This is a genomic window from Streptomyces sp. NPDC002773, from assembly GCF_040295605.1.
GTDB lineage: Bacteria > Actinomycetota > Actinomycetes > Streptomycetales > Streptomycetaceae > Streptomyces.
In genome coordinates, this window is the sequence record NZ_JBEOVO010000007.1 from 81,069 (window position 1) to 98,640 (window position 17,572).

Sequence of the window (17,572 nt, forward strand, 5' to 3'; positions counted from 1 at the left end):
TCGGGGCGGGACCGGTCAGTGCGCCGAACGGTGCACTCCCGGACGGTACTTGGGGATGTGTACCGTCACCTTCATCCCCGCACCGACACCGGTCTCGATGACGAGCCCGTACTCCGTCCCGTACACCTGGCGCAGCCGCTCGTCCACGTTCGAGAGACCGATGCCGGAGCCGGCCGGGTGCTCTCCGCGCAGGACCGCGCGGAGCAGCTCCGGGTCCATGCCGATGCCGTCGTCCTCGACGGTCACCACGGCTTCCGCACCCGCGTCCCGGGCGGCGATGGTGACCCGGCAGCCCCGCTCCCGGTCCTGGAGCCCGTGTTTCACCGCGTTCTCGACCAGGGGCTGGAGGCAGAGGAAGGGCAGGGTCACCGGCAGCACCTCGGGGGCGATCTGCAGCGTCACCTTGAGCCGGTTCCCGAAGCGCGCCCCGGCGAGGGCCAAGTACTGCTCGATGGACCGCAGTTCGTCGGCCAGCTGGGCGAACTCGCCGTGCTTGCGGAAGGAGTAGCGGGTGAATTCGGCGAACTCCAGGAGGAGTTCCCTGGCCCGCTCCGGGTCGGTGCGGACGAACGAGGCGATGGCCGCGAGGGAGTTGAAGATGAAGTGCGGGGAGATCTGGGCGCGCAGCGCGCGGATCTCGGCCTCCACGATCCGGGTCCGTGACCGGTCGAGTTCGGCCAGCTCCAGCTGGACGGAGGCCCAGCGGGCCACCTCGGTCGCGGCCCGCACCAGGACGGCCGACTCCCGCGAGCCGTAGGCGACGAGCGTGCCGAGCACCCCGTCCTCCCCGGCGAGCGGGGCGATCACCGCCCAGCGCAGGGGGCAGGCGGGGTCGGCGCAGCCGGTGTGCGCGGACCGGCTGCGGCCGGACTCAAGGGTCTCGGCGGCCTGTTCCGGGACGTGGGCGCGGTGGTGGTCCTCGCCCGGGCCGTCCCAGGCGAGGACGGCGCCGCCGCGGTCGGTGAGGCAGAGCGCCTCCGTGCCGAGCAGTGAACGGAGGGTGCCTGCCGCCTTGCGGGCGGTCTCCTCGGTGAGTCCGGCGCGCAGCGGCGGGGCGGCGAGCGAGGCGGTGTGCAGGGTGTGGAAGGTGGCCCGCTCGACGGGCGTGCCCAGATCGGGATCGGCGGCGCGGCCGCCGCGCCGGGCGGTGAACCGCCCGAGGACGAAGCCCGCGGCGAGCAGTACGGCTCCGGCGGCGACCGCGGCGGCGAGGGCGAAGCCGCTCATCGGGAGACCTTCGGGACGGGGACGGGGACGCTCATCAAGGGGCCTCCCGAGCGGGATCAGTCGCGCTCATCGGCGGGCCTTCCGGGCGGGGTCGGTGGCGCTCATCGGCGGGCCTCCTGGGCGGGGACGGTTCCGGTGAACTCCTCCGGCAGGTGGAGCCGCGCCAGGATCGCCGGGGTGCCGGGGGGCACCCGGCGGGGTGTCGCGAGCGAGACGAGGACCATGCTGAGGAAGCCGAGCGGCACCGACCAGACGGCCGGCCAGGCCATCAGGGTGTGCGGCCAACCCTCGGGGGCGAGTCCGGCGCGGGTCGCCATCACGGCCGCGAGGGCGGAGCCGCCGCCGAGCAGCAGCCCGGCCATGGCACCGGGCGGGGTGAGCCGCCGCCACCAGATGCCGAGGACGAGCAGGGGGCAGAATGAGGAGGCGGAGACGGCGAAGGCGAGGCCGACGGCGTCGGCGACCGGCACCTTCGACGCGACCACCCCGACGGCCAGCGGAACGGCGGTGGCAAGCAGGGTCGCGAGGCGGAAGTGCCGTACGCCCCGGGAGGGCAGTACGTCCTGGGTGAGGACGCCGGCGACGGACATGGTGAGCCCGGAGGCGGTGGAGAGGAAGGCCGCGAAGGCGCCGCCCGCCAGGAGCGCGCCGAGGAGGTCGCCGAGGAGACCGCCGAGGATCCGGTCGGGCAGGACGAGCAGGGCGGCGTCGGCGGAGCCGGTGAGGGCGAGTTCGGGGGCGTAGATCCGGCCGAGCGCTCCGTAAAGCGGCGGCAGCAGGTAGAAGGCTCCGACGAGACCGAGCACGACGAGGGTGGTGCGGCGGGCGGCCCGGCCGTGGGGGCTGGTGTAGAAGCGGACGGCGACGTGCGGAAGGCCCATGGTGCCGAGGAAGGTCGCGAGGATCAGTCCGTACGTGGCGTACAGCTGGTGTCCGTCGCGTCCGCCGGCCAGCGGCTGCGACCAGCCGAGGGGGTCGCTTCCGCTCGCGACCCTCTCCGGCAGGGGCGCGCCCGGCGGGAAGGCGAGGGTGGTGCCGCCGAGGACGTGGTGGGTGCCGGCGGCGAGGGTCACGCTCCGCCGCTCGTACGGGACGGAGTCGACGCGGCCGGTGACGGTGAGGGTGAGCGGGGCGTCGAGGTCGATGCGTACCGTGTCGGCGACCGTGACGACGGTGTGGTCCCGGAGGACGGCGGGGGCGTCGAAGCGGGCCCTGGGTGCCCCGTCGCCGTACCAGGCGGCGAGCAGGAAAAGGACGGGCACGAGGAGGGCAGTGAGCTTCAGCCAGTACTGGAAGGCCTGGACGAAGGTGATGCTGCGCATCCCGCCGGCGGCGACGGCCCCGGTGACGACGAGCGCGACGAGCAGCCCGCCGACCCAGTCGGGGGCTCCGGTGAGGATCTCCAGGGTGAGTCCGGCGCCCTGGAGCTGGGGCAGCAGGTAGAGCCAGCCGATGCCGACGACGAAGAGGCTGGCGAGTCGGCGTGCCTGGGGTGATTCGAGACGGGCCTCGGCGAAGTCGGACAGGGTGTACGCCCCCGAGCGGCGGAGCGGGGCGGCGACGAGGACGAGCAGGACGAGGTATCCGGCGGTGTAGCCGACGGGGTACCAGAGCATGGCGGGGCCCTGGACGAGGACGAGGCCCGCGATGCCGAGGAAGGAGGCGGCGGAGAGGTACTCGCCGCTGATCGCGGCGGCGTTGAGGCCCGGCCGTACGGTGCGGGAGGCGACGTAGAAGTCGGAGGTGGTGCGGGAGATCCGCAGGCCGAGGGCGCCGATGAGGACGGTGGCGAGGACGACGGCGGTGACGGCCGCGACGGCGTAGGTCTGGTTCACGCGGAGCGCTGCGCCGTTCCCGGAGTGCTCACGGTGTTCACCGTTCGACCAGGCCGGTGAAGTCGCGCTCGTTGCGTTCGGCGCGTCGCACGTACCAGTGGGCGATCCCCCAGACGACGGGGTACACCCCGACGCCGAGGGCGACCCAGACGAAGGCCTCGGGCGCGGGCAGCGCGAGCAGCAGCGGCAGCGAGCCGACGAGCAGGGCCAGGGCCCCGAGGGCGGTGAGAGCGGTACGCAGCTGGCTGCGCATCAGGGAGCGGACGTAGGTGTGGCCGAGGGTGGTCTGCTCGTCGATCTCGGAGCGGGCCGGGGGATGGACGGGCCGCCGCCTCGCGGGGCCGGGGACCGCCCCGGAGCCGTGGGCGGAAGCGTAGGTGACGGTCTCGCGGCGGGGTCTGCGCGGGTGGTCCCCCCGGGCGGAGGCCGGGGGTGAGTGGTGCTCGGACATCAGGGTCCCCTCCGGCCTCTCTCGACGACTTCCGTCAGTTCGTCCGGGCGGCGGGCCCGGGACGCGTGGAGTCTACGCAGCGCTCTCCGACCGCGACAGGGGTACGGAGGCTCAGCCTCCGGCTCGCCGCATCAGCAGGTCCCGCAGGTCGCGGGCGTGCCGGCGGCTGACCGCCAGGTCGGTGTCGCCGACCCGCACGGAGGTGGCGCCGCCGTCGAGCCGGAGCTCGTCGATCCGGGCGAGGGCCACGAGATGGCTGCGGTGGATACGGACGAAACCCCGGGCCGCCCAGCGTTCCTCGAGGGTGGAGAGCGGGATGCGGACGAGGTGGCTGCCGTGGTCGGTGTGGAGGCGGGCGTAGTCGCCGTGCGCCTCGACGTACGCGATGTCGTCGACGGAGACGAAGCGGGTGATCCCGCCCAGTTCGACGGGGATCTGCTCGGGCGCGGCGGGTGCGGCGGTCGCGGCCTGGGAGACGGGGCCGGCGGGGGTGGCGGTGGCGTGCACCAGGTCGTGCACCCGGCGGACGGCCTCGGCGAGCCGCTCGCGGCGGACGGGCTTGAGGACGTAGTCGACGGCCTTCAGGTCGAAGGCCTGGAGCGCGAAACCCTCATGGGCGGTGACGAAGACGACGAGCGGCGGCCGGGCGAAGCCGGCGAGGAGCCGGGCCACGTCGAGCCCGGTGAGGCCGGGCATGTGGATGTCGAGGAAGACGACGTCGACGGCGTCGTCGCCGTCGGGTCCGGTCTCCAGGGCGCGGCCGATCCTGCGGAGGGCAGCGGTGGCGTCGCCCGCTCCCTCGGCGCTCCGGACGCGGGGGTCGGCGCGCAGCAGGTAGAGCAGTTCCCCGAGGGCGGGTTCCTCGTCGTCGACGGCCAGTACGCGCAGCATGCGGCGGAGTGTAACTCCCGCTATTTGAGGAACTTCGACAGGCGGCGGTCGGCGAGCGGCTTGCCGCCGGTCTGGCACGTCGGGCAGTACTGGAGGGAGGAGTCGCTGAAGGAGACCTCGCGGATGGTGTCCCCGCACACCGGGCAGGGCTCGCCCGTGCGGCCGTGGACGCGCAGACCGCTCTTCTTCTCGGCCTTGAGCTTGCCGGCGGTGAGGCCGTGGGAGCGTTCGACGGCCTCGTGGAGCGTGGTCCGCATCGCCGTGTACAGGGAGGCCGTCTCCTCGGGTCCGAGGTTCTGGACGGGCTTGAAGGGGGACATCTTCGCGGCGTGGAGGATCTCGTCGCTGTACGCGTTGCCGATGCCCGCGATGAGGCTCTGGTCACGCAGGGCGCCCTTGATCTGGCGGCGTTCGCCGGCGAGCAGCGCGGCGAACTCCTCCTGGCCGAAGTCGTCGGCGAGCGGGTCGGGGCCGAGCCGTGCGACGCCCGGCACCTCCTGGGCGTCGTGGACGAGGTGGACGGCGAGGCGTTTGGTCGTGCCGGCCTCGGTGAGGTCGAAGCCGTCGCCGCCGGTGAGCGCGGTCCGCAGGGCCAGTGGGCCCTTGCCGGGCTTGGGCGGCCCCGAGGGCAGCGGGTCCTGCCAGCGGAGCCAGCCCGCGCGGGCCAGGTGGAAGAGGAGGTGGAGTTCGCCCGCCGGCCCCTCGGTGGTGAGGTCGAGGAACTTCCCGTGCCGTCCGACGGCGGTGACCTCGGCGCCCTCGACGGCGCCGAGGGGCGGGTCGTACGTCTTGAGGACGCTGATCGCGACGGGCAGCACGCGGGCGATCTCCTTGCCCACCAGGTGCGCGTCGAGGAACTCGCGCAGCGCTTCCACCTCGGGGAGTTCGGGCATGGCTCCAGCCTGCCGCAGGGGGGACGGGGTCGCGCGGCGGGGGTGGCCGGTCGACGGAGTCGCCCCGCAGGGGGGACGGGGTCGCGCGGCGGAGGTGGCCGGTCGACGGAGTCGCGCGGCGGGCATCGCGGGCGCGGTCCGGCCGGCGGGGTCGCGCCGAGCGCGTCGGCGTGGTCCGGGCGGGGTTCTCCGGATTTCTCGGCGTTCTCGGCGCGTGCGCCGAGCGTGCGTGCCGGGCGGCCCGGACCCGGCGGGAATTGTCAGACAGACCCTAGGGTGGGTGACGTGCGCGTACTGCTCGTCGAGGACGACGAAGACCTCCGGTTCGGGGTGGCCGCCGCTCTGCGGGCCGCCGGGCTCGCCGTCGACGAGGCCGCCGACCTGCCCCAGGCCGACGAGGCCCTGTTCGTCACCGCGTACGACTGCGCGGTCTTCGACCGGATGCTGCCGTCGGGGGACGCCGCCGCCTACGTCGAGGGGCTGCGCCGCGACGGCCGAGCCGTGCCCGTGCTGTTCCTGACCGCCCGCGACACCGTCGCGGACCGGGTGGAGGGCTTCGCGAGCGGCGGCGACGACTACCTCGTCAAGCCGTTCGCCGTGCCCGAACTCGTCGCCCGGGTGCGCAGCCTGTGCCGCCGCTCCGCCGTCGTCCGCCCGCCGGTGCACCGCGCCGGCGATCTGGAGATCGACACCGCCCGTCGGCTCGTCCGCCGGGCCGGGGTGCTGCTGACGCTCACGACCAGGGAGTTCGCGGTCCTCGAGGTCCTCGCGGCCCGCTCCGACCAGGCGGTCCCGCGCGCCGAGCTGATCGAGAGCTGCTGGGACGAGATGGCCGAGCCGCAGTCCAACGTCCTGGAGGTGCTCGTCTCCCAGCTCCGCCGCAAGCTCGGCGACCCGCCGCTGATCCACACCGTGCGCGGGGTGGGCTACCGGCTCGCGCCCGAGGGCGCGCGGTGAGGAGCGCGGCCAGGCGCACGCCTTCACCCTCGTCCTCGCCATCGCCCTCGCGCTCGTCCTCCCCTTCGCTCACACCGACGGCGCGGGTGTTGCGGCTGCGTAGGCGGATCAGTCTGCTGTTCGCGCTGACCAGCGCCGTGGGCCTGGTCGCGATGGCCGTACTGGCCGTACGCAGCGACAGCGCGCGCTGGCGGGAGCAGCTCGACCACTCGATGGGCGTGGACGTCGGTTGGGCCCTCGGTCTCCTGGAGACCGACGAGAACGGGCGGCTGGCCACCGACGTCCTGGCGGACACGGTGAACACCGGCTGCCCGCCGCTGACCGTGCTGCTCGTGACCGGCACCGGCCCTGGCGAGCCCGGCGACCTGACCGTCCAGCACGCACCGGCCGCGCCGTGCCTCACGGTGAGTCCCGACGTGGTCCTGGAGGCAGGGCGTACCGTGGCGCGGACCGAGGAGGCCCGGGGCTTCGACCGGCGCACGACGGCCGGTGAGGCGGTGCGGGTGTTCGCGCTGCCGTTCTACCCGCCGGAGGCCGCCGAGGACGACGGGCCGCAGGGCGTCCTGGTGACCATGGCCGACGCAACGGCCCAGCGGGACGACCACCGGCGGCTCGTGTGGATGGTGACGGGCGGCTGCGCGGTGCTCGTGCTGCTGTCCGCGGCCGTCGGACATGTCCTGTCGGGGCGGGCGGTCCGGCCCGCGCTCACCGCGCTCGGCCAGCAGGAGGCGTTCCTCGCGGACGCGGCGCACGACTTGCGGACCCCGGCCGCCTCGCTCCGGACGCTCGCGGAGACGGCCCTGCGCGGCGAGACGGACAGCACGGACGTGCACCGGCGCACCCTGCGCCTGGCGGAGGGCATGGGCCGGCTGGTCGACGGGCTGCTCACCCGGGCCAGGCTGATGTCCGGTACGGCCGCGGTGGCGCGCCAGCCGCTGCGTCTGGACCAGTTGGTGGAGGCCGTCGTCCACGAGGCCGACGTCGTCGACGCGGCCGACGTGGCTGACGCGACCGACGGGGCCGGGCCCACGGCGGGCCACCGCGTCCGGGTCCACGCCGAGGACACGGTTGTCGTCGCCGATCCCGATCTGGTGCGCCGGGCCGTCGGCAACCTGCTGGGCAACGCGCTCGCGCACGGCCATGCTCCGGGTGTTCCGGCGAACGTACGGATCACGGTGACCCGGGACGGCACGCTCACGGTCGAGGACGCGGGGCCGGGCCTCCCGCCGGAGGTCGCGGAAGCCCTGTTCGAACGCTTCCGCAGCGGGTCCGGTTCCACCGGCCTCGGCCTGTCCATCGCGTCCTGGGTCGCCCACGCCCACGGCGGCACGCTCACGGCGGGTCGTTCGGAGCACGGCGGGGCGAGATTCGTCCTGCGGCTGCCGACACCGGACACGAAGGGGCGGGGGCCGAAGGACCGGTGAGGCGGCCCGTGGCGGAGCCCACTGCAACAGGGGCCGCAGCGGCCCCCGCCACCCCGCCTCAGCAAATCCTCAGCATCCGCACGTGATCCTTCCCTGGACCGACCATCCAGGGGAGTACCTCGTGATCACCGCCGCCGCCCGCCACCGTCGCCGCCGTCAGACACTCGTCCTCGCTCTCGCCGTGCTCGGCGCCGCCTCCCTGGCGGGCTGTACGAACGGGCCGGGCCCGGACGGGAACCGGCCCCGGTCCTCGGCCGCCCCCGCCGATCCCGCCGACCGTCCCGAACTGCGGCGCTTCTACAGCCAACAGCTCACCTGGCGGCCCTGCGGCGACCACCGGTGCGCCTCGCTCACCGTCCCGATGGACTACTCCCGCCCCGGCAACGGCAAGACGTTCGTCCTGCCCCTGGCGAAGACGGTCACCGCGACCCCGGGAAAGCGGGTCGGTTCGCTCGTCCTCAACCCCGGCGGTCCCGGCGAGCGCGGAGTCCAGCTCATCAAGGACGGCGTCGCCGACGACCTGGGCCGGGGCCTGCGCGAGCGGTTCGACGTCGTGTCCTTCGACCCGCGCGGGGTCGGGGAGAGCAAGCCGGCCCTGACCTGCCTCACGAAGGATCCGATGAAACCGGTGGAACCGGCGGAACGGCCGGTCGCCGAGCAGCCCGAGAGCGCACCACTCCACCCCCGGACGGAGGCCGAGCGTGTCGCCGCCCTCGCCGACGCGCGGACGACGGCCGCCGACTGCCGCAAGGCCAGCGGCCCGCTGCTGCCGCACGTCGGAACGGACGACGCGGCCCGGGACCTGGACGTGCTGCGGGCGGCGCTCGGCGAACGACGGCTGACGTACGTCGGCTGGTCGTACGGTACGAGCCTGGGCACCTCGTACGCCGAGCAGTTCCCGCGACGCGTACGGGCGATGGTCCTGGACGGGGCGGTCGACCCGTCCCTCGACTGGCGGCAGCGCATGCTCGGCCAGTCCACCGGGTTCCGCAAAGCGGTGGAGGAGTACGCCGACTCCTGCGCCGACGCGATCGGCGACGGCTGCCCGGGTGCGACGCCCGAGGAGATACGCGCGCTGATCGACCGCCTCCTCGAACGGACGCGGCGCGAACCGCTGCCGGTCGACGACTCGGCGTACGGCCTGGACGCGGCGGGACTGGTCGCCGCGCTGAGTCTGTCCATGTACACGCCGGAGGACCAGTGGAAGGGCCTGTCCGAGGCCCTGCGCGCGGCAGACGAGGGGGACGCGACGAAGCTGGCCGCCCTGGCCTCAGGCGAGGAGCCCCCGGACACCGACGCCGACGCCGAAACGGAGACGTCCGATGAACCCGTCGACGCCGGCACGGGCACCGCAGAGACCGGGTCCGCGAGCACCGTGCCCGAGGACAACCGCGACGCGGCCCTCATCGCGGTCAACTGCCTCGACGTCCCCCATCCGCGTGACCCGCAGGCCTACTGGGACGCGCTGGCCCCCGCCGAGAAGGCCGCGGGCGCCTACGGCACGGCCGGTGTGACGAACGAGCTGGTCTGCCGGGACTGGCCCGCCGGTCGCGGGCGTCCGCACCGGGTGGACGCCCCGGGTGTCCCGCCGGTCCTCGTCGTGGGCACGGCGGGCGACCCGGCGACCCCGTACGGGGAGGCGGTCGGTCTGGCGCGTCAGTTCCCCGGCGGCATGCTGCTGTCCTTCGACTCCCCCGGCCACACCGGCTACGGCCGCAGCGCCTGCGTCGACGAGAAGGTCGAGGAGTACCTGATCGCCCTCACGAAGGTCCGTCCGGGCACCACCTGCACGGCGTGACGGGGGCGCGTGACGGCAGGCGTCTAGACCGGCGGGTCCAGGAGGTCGAGTTCGGCCGTGAGCGCGGCGGCGAGCGCGTCGAGGTCGGGGACGGCCTCGCCGTCGGCGACGAGGCCGACGTGGACCTGGCCGCCGTACGGGGACATGGCGACGGCGAGGGACTGGCCGCGGGCGAGCGGGGCCATGGGGAAGAGGGCCCGCAGCGGGGCGCCGCCGAGCGAGAGCGCCGAGCGGGGCAGCGGCACCTGGGTGACCAGGACGTCGAAGAGGAGCCGGGCGGCGCCTGAGGCGAGGGGGGCGCCGAAGCGGTGGGCGAGCGGGTGCAGCTGGTCGGCGAGGAGGGCGACGGCGCCTGCGCCCCGGAAGGGGCCGGCGGCCTTGTTGCGGTCCATGGCGCGGCGGACGGCGGCGAGTCGGGCGGCCGGGTCGGCTTCGGTGACGGGCAGGTCGACGAGGTAGCCGGAGAGACTGTTTCCGGGTCCGGGCGGGGCTCCGGGGCGGCGCCGGGAGACGGGGACGAGGGCCCGGGGGTCGGTTTCGGGGAGGGGCAGGTCGCGTCCGTCGAACCAGCGGCGGAGGGCTCCGGCGACGACGGCGAGGAGGACGTCGTTGGCGGTGCCGCCCGTACCGCGGCGGACCCGGTGGACGCGGTCGAGAGGCAGCGTCACGGTGGCGACGCGACGGGTCCCGCTGGACTCGGCGGCGAGCGCGGCCGTGGGGCGGCCGTCGAGGAGGCCGGCCCTGACGACGGAGGAGCCGACGACCGAGGCTCCGACCTCGACGGCCCGGCCGAGGTCGCCGAGCCGGTCCCTGGCCAGGCCGAGGAGCCGCCCGGGGCCGGGGAGCCAGGAGCGCGGCGGTACGGGGCGGGGGCGGCGCGCGGGGCGGCCGCCCGCGGCGATCTCGTCGAAGATCCCGGCGCCGATGGCGACGGCCCGCATGCCGTCGGCGAGCGCGTGGTGGAGTTTGACGAGGACGGCGAAGGAGCCGTCGGGGGCGCCGCTGAGCAGGTACATCTCCCAGGGCGGCAGGCCGCGGGCGACGGGGCGTTCCATGAGTTCGGCGGCGAGCCGGGCGGTCTCGGCGGGGAAGTCGGTGCCGGGGACGGTGAGCTCGTGGACGTGGTGGCGGACGTCGAAGTCGGGGTCGGCGCTCCAGGCGGCGCCGCCGACGGGGATCAGGACGTCGCGGACGCGCATGCGGAGCCGGGGGATCGCGGCGGCGCGGCGGGCGAGGAGGTCCAGGACGTCCAGGGACTCGCGGCCGGGGCTCCCGTCCGAGGGCCCGGGGGCGGTGCGGCCGGCTTCCGGGGGCACGGGGCCGAAGTGGGCGAGGGCCCCGAGGTGCAGGGGGTGGGCGGTGGATTCCAGATGCCAGAAGGCCAGGTCAAGCGGTGCCAGTAGCTCGCTGCTCACGGGTGTCCTCATGTCCTGCGCGGAGAGGCGGGAGAGCGAAGTCAATCGCGTACCGACAGTTACGGTCAAGTACGATCAGTTCACGCTCGGTTAACAGTCTCAGTCCTGCAAGGTGAACTCGCACCACACGCACTTGCCGCCGCCCCGCGACTCCACTCCCCAGACGTCGGAGAGCTGGTCGACCAGGAAGAGTCCGCGCCCGGACACACCCGCCTCCCCCGCCTCGCGGCGCCGGGGAAGGGCGCTCGAACGGTCCTCCACCTCCACCCGGAGCCGTCGCCCGGGCCCGCCGAGGACCCGCAGGGTGACGATCGCCCCGCCGTCGGTGTGCATCAGCGCGTTGGTCATCAGCTCGTCGGCGACCAGCTCGATCTCGTCCGCGCGCTCCCCCGCCCCCCAGGCCCGTACGGCGGCCCTGATCATGTGCCGGGCCGAGCTCAGCGCCTCCGGGTCGTTCTGGGCCACGTGCTGCCGGAACCGGCCGGCTCCCTGGGCGGAGGCCGCGCCGTGGCGGCGGAGCAGCAGGATCGCGACGTCGTCCTCGCCGCCCCGGTCGGCGACCACCTCGCACAGGTGGTCGGCGAGCTCCTGGAGGTCGGCGGGTCCGCGCCGGACGAGGGAGGAGAGCCACTGGAGGCCCTCGTCGAGGTCGGCGCCCGGCTTCTCGACCAGGCCGTCGGTGTAGAGCATCAGGGTCTGCCCGGGGTCCAGTTCCAGGGTGGTCACCGGATAGTCGAGCCGGCCGAACTCCGCGGACAGGCCGAGCGGCAGCCCGCCCTCCACCGGAAGCCTGCGGCTGCTGCCGTCGATCTCCCTGAGCAGCGGGTCGACATGGCCGGCCCGGACCACCTGGACGACCCCGGTGCGGAGGTCGACCTCCGCGTACGTGCAGGTCGCGAAGCGCTCGGTGTCCAGCTCGTGCAGGAAGACGGAGGCGCGGGCCATCACCGTCGCCGGGGTGTGTCCCTCGGCGGCGTACGCGCGCAGCACGATCCGCAGCTGGCCCATGACGGCCGCCGCGTGGGTGTCGTGTCCCTGTACGTCGCCGATGACGGCGCCGACCCGCCCGCCGGGCAGCGGGATGATGTCGTACCAGTCGCCGCCGATGTCCCGGCCGAGACGGGCCGAGCGGTAGCGGACCGCGGTCTGGGCGCCCGGCACCTCGGGGATGCGACGCGGCAGCATCGCCTGCTGGAGGCCCTCGGCGAGGTCGTGCTCCTGCTCGTAGAGCATGGCCCGCTGGAGGCTCTGGGCGATGCTGCTGCCGAGGGCGACGAGCAGGGTCCGCTCGTCCTCGCTGAAGCCGGTCTTGTCGCTGTAGAGCAGCCCGAGCGCGCCGATGGGCCGGGCCTGGGCGATGAGCGGCAGATAGGCGGCGGCGGTGATGCCGAGTCCGCTGATGTGGGGCCAGAGCACCGGGAAGGAGCGGGCGAAGTCCCCTGCCGAGTCGATGAACCGGGGGCGCAGGGTGCGGATCACCTCGCTCATCGGGTACGGCTCGTCCACCCGGGTGAAGCGGGTGCCCGGCACGAAGGCGCCGTCGGGTCCTTCGGCGACGAGATGGATGCGGCCGGCTTCGAGGAGGCCCATGACGAGACTCGCGGCGCCGAAGTGTTCGAGCGCGTGGGAGTCGTTGAGCAGGTCGATGACGTCCTGCACGGTCCGCGCGTAGGCGAGGGCCGCGGTGGTGCCCTCCACGACGCCCGCGCGTCTGCGCCGTCCCTCGTCGAGGCCGAGCCGGGCGGCGGACTCGGTGAGTTCGTGGGTGGCGTCGCGGAGGACGCCGACGATGCGCACGGGACGGCCGGTGTCGTCGCGGTGGACGAGGCCCTGGGTGTGGGTCCACTGGTGGCTGCCGTCGCGGCGGCGGATGCGGAAGTACGCGCCGTACTGCTCGCTGCCGTCCTTGAGCGCCTGGGCGACCAGGGTGTCGAGTCGGCGGCCCTCGTCCGGCAGGACCCGTGAGCCGAGCGTCTCGGGGCGGTCGTCGTAGTCGGCGCGGTCCATGTCGAAGACGTCGAGGGCCGCCTGGTCCATGATCATCGTGCCGGCGACGAGGTCCCAGTCGAAGCCGCCCATCCGGAAGGACGAGCCGTAGGCGGCCAGGATGTCGGCCCCGGCGGTGACCCCGGCGGTATCCCCGGCGGTCCGCCCCTCCTCCGCACGGCGGTGCCGCTCGACCGCCTCCCCGCCCCCGCTGACCGCGTTCATGGGGCCACGCTAGGCGCAGCCCCGCCCGTGCGCACCACGAAGATCCGTTTCACCCTTCGTAGGTCTCCGGCTGCTCCGGGACCGGGTCGGCCGGGAAGAGATCCTCGGGCGGCAGCTCACCGTCGGGAAGCTCGCCGTCCGGCAGTCCGCCGTCCGGCAGCTCGCCGTCGGGCAGCTCGCCGTCGGGCACGGTGGGCGGCTCGCCCGGCGGTTCGGCGTTCGGGTCGGGGAAGGGTTCCGTGTCGGGGTCGGTGTACGGGTCGGGGTAGGGCTCCGCGTCGGGTACGGGGTACGGGTCGGGGTCCGCGGGGCTCGGCACCGTGTCCGTACCGCCGGTCCCCGAGGCGTCGGGGCTGGCGGGGCTCTCCGGAGCCGGCGGGACGGCCTCCCGGGAAGGAGCCTCGGGGGATGCCGGGTCCGGGGAGGTGGGCCGGTCCGGGGTGCTGGGGTCGGGGGACGCCGGGTCGGTCCTGCCGGAGTCGGTCAGGCGGCACTCGTCGGGGTCGCAGTCCGGTTCCACCGCGGGCTTGCGGTCGGCGTCTCCGTCACTGCCGGTGCGCCGCTCGATCCAGCTGCGGTCGGCGGCGTTGACGATGACCAGGCTGGTGACGACGGTGGTCGTCGGCCGGACGGTGATCACGCGGTCGGGGTCGAAGCCGTCCCAGGGATCGCCCCGGTGGACGCCGTCGGTGGCCTTGGCCGGGGTGCGCAGCGGGTTGCCGCAGGCGCAGCGGACACGCGGTGCGCCGTACTGGTCGACGAGGACGGCGGTGCCGGTCTGCAGGACGGACTGGTAGGCGTGGGCCTTGCCCTTGCGGTAGCCGTGGTTGGTGACCCGGGTGTCCGCGCGGAGGACGACCGGGGTGAGGCCGCGCAGCCAGTCGCCGACGTTGGTCTCGGGGATGCCGGCGGCCTCGGCGAAGGCGCGTGTCCTGTCCTGGTCGGCGGCGAGGTAGGAGACCTGCCGTTCGACGTCGCAGCTGCCCTCCGCGCGCGTGCCGCCGTAGAGGCCTGGGGTGGAGCCGGTGACCTCGCGGACCCGTTCGGCCTCGGGGTCCGGCTCCCGGTCCCGGGAGGACGACCGGGCGGTGGCCCGGGCGGTGGACGCCGTGAAGGGGTCGGGGCCCTGCGCGGCGAGCGGCTGGAGGAAGACGTCGTGCGCCGAACCGGCCGCGGCGGGTTCGGCGCCGCCGCGCGCCCCTTCCCAGGCGGAGGAGCAGCCGGTGATGAGCAGGGAGGCGACGAGCGCCGCGAGGGCCGGGGTCGCGGCGCGGGCTGTCCCGCCGGAGGTCGCGCGGGGAGCTGTGGGGGTCCGCCGCGTTCGGCAGGGGGCTGAGCGCACCTGGTTCTCCCTCGTTCTCTCCCCGGGCCCACGGCGCCCGGTACCGGCCAGTCCCTCATGTCTTTCGCAGTGCGCGGACCGCCGCAAGCGGAGGGCGGCCGACCGGGTCTCTCGCCACGAACACCCACTTGAACGTGTTCAAGAAAGGCTCTACGCTCGGACTCGTCAGTTGAACACGTTCAAGTCGGGGTGGTGTCACATGACCGCGCTGTCGGTCCTCGTGGGTACGGTCGTGACCATCGGCATGCTCTGGGTGGTCCCGACCGGGCTCGCCCTCCTCGACGGCCCCCGGCCCCCGGGGTGGGACCCGCTCCGCCGCGCCTGGCCGCTCTTCGCGGTCCCCGGAGCGCTCTCCCTCTGGCTGCCCCGCTCCGGACTCGCGACCGCGCTCGCCGTCGTCTACGCCCTCGCCACCCTGGCGCTCGCGCTCATGGCCCCGGCCCGCCTGTTCCTGACCCGCTCCCTGCGGCCCGGCGAGGTCGCCGTCCTCACCGCCCTGACCGCCCCGTCCGTCGCCGGTCTCGCGCTCGTCGCCGAGCGGGCCTCGTACCCGCTGTTCGGTTTCGACCTGGACATCCTCGCGCTGACCGTCCCGCACTTCCACTTCGCCGGCTTCGCCGCCGCCTTGGTCGCCGGGCTCCTCTGCCGCGCCTTCGACGGCCCCACCGCCCGCTTCGCCGCGCTCAGCGTCCCCGCGGGCACCCTGCTCGTCCTCCTCGGCTACTTCATCGACGACTGGGCCGAACTCGCCGGGGCCGTCGTCCTGACGGCCGGCATGACGGCGGTCGCCGTACTGACCCTGCGCGAGCGCCGCGAGACCGCGGCCGACCGCCTCACCCGCGCGCTGCTCGCCGTCTCCGCCCTGGTCCTCTTCGTCACCATGCTGCTCGCCCTGAGCTGGGCCCTCGGCGAGGCGACCGGACTGCCCCACCTCGACCTGACCTGGACGGCCGCGACGCACGGCCTGGGCAACGCGCTCGGCTTCACCGTCTGCGCCCTGCTCGCCCGCCGCCGCCTCACCACGGACCGCGGTGCCACCCCCGCCCCCTCCCCCACGACCCGCCCGCGAACGGAGCTTCCGGCATGACCCGCCTCCTGAACAGCCTGTCCCGGCGCGAGCGCCCCCGCCCGGCCCTCACCTACCCCGAGGTCGGCGCCACCCGTACCCCGGCGGCGCTCCCCGACGGCTACCACCACCTCCGGCACACCGAGGCCGTCGGGCACGGCCGCGCCGCCTTCGAGGCAGCGGGCGCCGCCGTCACCACCTGGCGGATGCACCGCGCCACCGGGGCCCGTGTCGTCGCCGACGCCGACCGCGCCGGGCCGGGCACCGCCGTCGAGGTGTCGGCGGGCATCGGTCCGCTGCGGATCCGCGTCCCCTGCTCGGTGATCTGGACGGCGTACGAGAAGGACCGGATCGGCTTCGCCTACGGCACCCTCACCGGGCATCCGGAGTGCGGCGAGGAGTCCTTCATGGTCGACCTCGACCCCGACGGCACGGTCCGGTTCACGGTCACCGCCTTCAGCCGCCCGGCCACTTGGTACACGCGGCTCGGCGGCCCCCTGGTCCCGCCGCTCCAGCACGCGTACGCGCGCCACCTGGGCCGGACCCTCCGGCGTCTCGTCAGGACGTGATCCCGGGCCGATACTGGAAGCGATGGAGTGGTTCACCGCACCCGAGCACTGGCTGAGCCGGATCGCCTTCCAGCGGGGCCTCGCCGGGCTGTACTGCGTCGCGTTCCTGTCGGCCGCCCTCCAGTTCCGGGCGCTGATCGGGGAGCGCGGCATGCTCCCCGTACCGGAGTACCTGCGCGGGACCCGGCCCCTGCAGACCCCCTCGCTCTTCCACTGGCGCTACTCCGACCGCCTCTTCGCGGCCGTCGCCTGGACCGGCGCCGCGCTCTCCCTCGCGCTCGTGGCGGGCGCCGGGGACGCGGTGCCGCTGCCGGTGTCGATGCTGCTGTGGCTGCTGCTCTGGAGCCTCTACCTGTCGATCGTGAACGTGGGCCAGACCTGGTACTCCTTCGGCTGGGAGTCACTCCTCCTGGAGACCGGGTTCCTGGCGGTCTTCCTCGGCAACGACGACACGGGACCACCCGTCCTCGTCCTGTTCCTGCTGCTCTGGCTGCTCTTCCGGGTCGAGTTCGGCGCCGGGCTCATCAAGATCCGCGGCGACCACTGCTGGCGCGACCTGACCTGCCTCTACCACCACCACGAGACCCAGCCGATGCCCGGCCCGCTGAGCTGGTTCTTCCACCATCTGCCGCGCCCCCTGCACCGCGTCGAGGTGGCCGCCAACCACGTCGTCCAGCTGCTCGTGCCGTTCCTGCTCTTCACCCCGCAGCCGGTCGCCACGATCGCGGCCGGCCTGATGATCGCGACCCAGCTGTGGCTGGTGCTCTCCGGCAACTTCGCCTGGCTGAACTGGATCACCATCGTGATCGCCCTGTCCGCCGTGGACGCCTCCCCGCTCACCGGCGACCACCCGCAGCCGGATCCGCCGCTCTGGTACGTGGTGCTGGTCGTCGCGGTGACCGTCTTCGTCCTGGTACGGAGCTACCGCCCGGCGCGGAACCTGCTCTCCAGGCACCAGGCGATGAACCGCTCGTACGATCCGTTCCACCTGGTCAACACGTACGGAGCGTTCGGCACGGTCGGCCGGGTCCGGGACGAGATCGTCGTCGAGGGCACCGACGACCCGGCGCCGCATCCGGGCACGGAGTGGCGGGAGTACGGCTTCAAGGGCAAGCCCGGTGATCCGCGCCGGCTGCCCCGGCAGTTCGCCCCGTACCACCTGCGGCTGGACTGGCTGATGTGGTTCGCGGCGCTCAGCCCCGGGTACGCGCGCGCGTGGTTCGGTCCGTTCGTGGAGCGGCTGCTCGACGGCGACCGGGACACCCTGCGGCTGCTGGCCCACAACCCCTTCCCCGAGGCGCCGCCGGCCTACGTCCGCGCCCGGCTGTACCGCTACCGGTACACGACCTGGCGCGAGCTCCGCGAGACCGGGGCCTGGTGGCACCGGACGCTCGTACGGGAGTACCTGCCGCCGACGCGGCTGCGGGAGCGGGCACACAGGCCCGGGTGAACGCACCGGTGCCCCCGGCCGCGAACGGCCGGGGGCACCGGGG

General features: G+C 74.4%; 14 protein-coding genes. 6 read left to right on the forward strand and 8 right to left on the reverse strand.

Annotated features, from left to right (window positions below; genetic code table 11):
* Nucleotides 1-15 precede the first annotated feature (15 nt).
* The 5 genes from ABT034_RS11875 to ABT034_RS11895 form a co-directional block, all read right to left on the reverse strand.
* Nucleotides 16-1,227, reverse strand: a complete 1,212-nt coding sequence (locus ABT034_RS11875; RefSeq protein ID WP_351213907.1) for a histidine kinase — start codon at nt 1,225-1,227, stop codon at nt 16-18.
* A 101-nt stretch (nt 1,228-1,328) separates the two neighbouring features.
* Nucleotides 1,329-3,062 (reverse strand): sodium/solute symporter, encoded by a 1,734-nt coding sequence (locus tag ABT034_RS11880; protein ID WP_351213909.1) that lies wholly within the window; start codon nt 3,060-3,062, stop codon nt 1,329-1,331.
* 37 nt (nt 3,063-3,099) lie between these two features.
* A complete protein-coding gene (locus ABT034_RS11885; protein WP_351213911.1) occupies nt 3,100-3,513 on the reverse strand; it encodes a DUF485 domain-containing protein in 414 nt (137 codons plus the stop codon).
* 111 nt (nt 3,514-3,624) lie between these two features.
* On the reverse strand, nt 3,625-4,404 hold the full coding sequence (locus ABT034_RS11890; RefSeq protein WP_351213913.1) for a LytR/AlgR family response regulator transcription factor: 780 nt from the start codon (nt 4,402-4,404) through the stop codon (nt 3,625-3,627).
* Between the two features lie 20 nt (nt 4,405-4,424).
* Nucleotides 4,425-5,297, reverse strand: coding sequence for an Fpg/Nei family DNA glycosylase (locus tag ABT034_RS11895; RefSeq protein ID WP_351213915.1), 873 nt, complete (start codon nt 5,295-5,297; stop codon nt 4,425-4,427).
* Between the two features lie 285 nt (nt 5,298-5,582).
* Between ABT034_RS11895 and ABT034_RS11900 the strand changes: the two genes are divergently transcribed.
* The 3 genes from ABT034_RS11900 (at nt 5,583) to ABT034_RS11910 (ending at nt 9,476) form a co-directional block, all read left to right on the forward strand.
* Nucleotides 5,583-6,254: a response regulator transcription factor gene (locus tag ABT034_RS11900; RefSeq protein ID WP_351213917.1), complete on the forward strand. Its 672-nt coding sequence runs from the start codon at nt 5,583-5,585 to the stop codon at nt 6,252-6,254.
* Between the two features lie 86 nt (nt 6,255-6,340).
* On the forward strand, nt 6,341-7,678 hold the full coding sequence (locus ABT034_RS11905) for a sensor histidine kinase (protein ID WP_351213919.1): 1,338 nt from the start codon (nt 6,341-6,343) through the stop codon (nt 7,676-7,678).
* Between the two features lie 82 nt (nt 7,679-7,760).
* On the forward strand, nt 7,761-9,476 hold the full coding sequence (locus ABT034_RS11910) for an alpha/beta hydrolase (protein ID WP_351213921.1): 1,716 nt from the start codon (nt 7,761-7,763) through the stop codon (nt 9,474-9,476).
* Between the two features lie 23 nt (nt 9,477-9,499).
* Here ABT034_RS11910 and ABT034_RS11915 read toward each other — a convergent pair whose 3' ends face one another.
* The 3 genes from ABT034_RS11915 to ABT034_RS11925 form a co-directional block, all read right to left on the reverse strand.
* Complete coding sequence (locus ABT034_RS11915; RefSeq protein ID WP_351213923.1) at nt 9,500-10,891, reverse strand: wax ester/triacylglycerol synthase family O-acyltransferase; 1,392 nt, start codon at nt 10,889-10,891, stop codon at nt 9,500-9,502.
* A 99-nt stretch (nt 10,892-10,990) separates the two neighbouring features.
* On the reverse strand, nt 10,991-13,102 hold the full coding sequence (locus ABT034_RS11920; RefSeq protein WP_502972886.1) for a SpoIIE family protein phosphatase: 2,112 nt from the start codon (nt 13,100-13,102) through the stop codon (nt 10,991-10,993).
* Nucleotides 13,103-13,151: 49 nt separating this feature from the next.
* Nucleotides 13,152-14,444 (reverse strand): DUF6777 domain-containing protein, encoded by a 1,293-nt coding sequence (locus tag ABT034_RS11925; protein ID WP_351213925.1) that lies wholly within the window; start codon nt 14,442-14,444, stop codon nt 13,152-13,154.
* A 208-nt stretch (nt 14,445-14,652) separates the two neighbouring features.
* On the opposite strand from ABT034_RS11925, the gene ABT034_RS11930 reads away from it, so the two are divergent.
* From ABT034_RS11930 to ABT034_RS11940, 3 genes are read left to right on the forward strand one after another with little or no spacing between them, the layout of a single operon-like run.
* Nucleotides 14,653-15,531: a YndJ family protein gene (locus ABT034_RS11930; protein ID WP_351214246.1), complete on the forward strand. Its 879-nt coding sequence runs from the start codon at nt 14,653-14,655 to the stop codon at nt 15,529-15,531.
* Nucleotides 15,528-16,079 (forward strand): DUF1990 domain-containing protein, encoded by a 552-nt coding sequence (locus tag ABT034_RS11935; protein WP_351213927.1) that lies wholly within the window; start codon nt 15,528-15,530, stop codon nt 16,077-16,079. The genes ABT034_RS11930 and ABT034_RS11935 overlap by 4 nt, the downstream gene beginning before the upstream one ends.
* A 22-nt stretch (nt 16,080-16,101) precedes the next feature.
* The gene (locus ABT034_RS11940) at nt 16,102-17,529 is read left to right on the forward strand and encodes a lipase maturation factor family protein (protein WP_351213929.1); all 1,428 of its coding nucleotides are present in this window, start codon (nt 16,102-16,104) and stop codon (nt 17,527-17,529) included.
* Nucleotides 17,530-17,572 lie beyond the last annotated feature (43 nt).

Coding starts and splice junctions, on each gene's coding strand:
- ABT034_RS11875 (WP_351213907.1), bottom strand. CDS start 1,227: ATGAGCGGCTTCGCCCTCGCCGCCGCGGTCGCCGCCGGAGCCGTACTG.
- ABT034_RS11890 (WP_351213913.1), bottom strand. CDS start 4,404: ATGCTGCGCGTACTGGCCGTCGACGACGAGGAACCCGCCCTCGGGGAA.
- ABT034_RS11935 (WP_351213927.1), top strand. CDS start 15,528: ATGACCCGCCTCCTGAACAGCCTGTCCCGGCGCGAGCGCCCCCGCCCG.
- ABT034_RS11920 (WP_502972886.1), bottom strand. CDS start 13,102: ATGAACGCGGTCAGCGGGGGCGGGGAGGCGGTCGAGCGGCACCGCCGT.
- ABT034_RS11940 (WP_351213929.1), top strand. CDS start 16,102: ATGGAGTGGTTCACCGCACCCGAGCACTGGCTGAGCCGGATCGCCTTC.
- ABT034_RS11885 (WP_351213911.1), bottom strand. CDS start 3,513: ATGTCCGAGCACCACTCACCCCCGGCCTCCGCCCGGGGGGACCACCCG.
- ABT034_RS11895 (WP_351213915.1), bottom strand. CDS start 5,297: ATGCCCGAACTCCCCGAGGTGGAAGCGCTGCGCGAGTTCCTCGACGCG.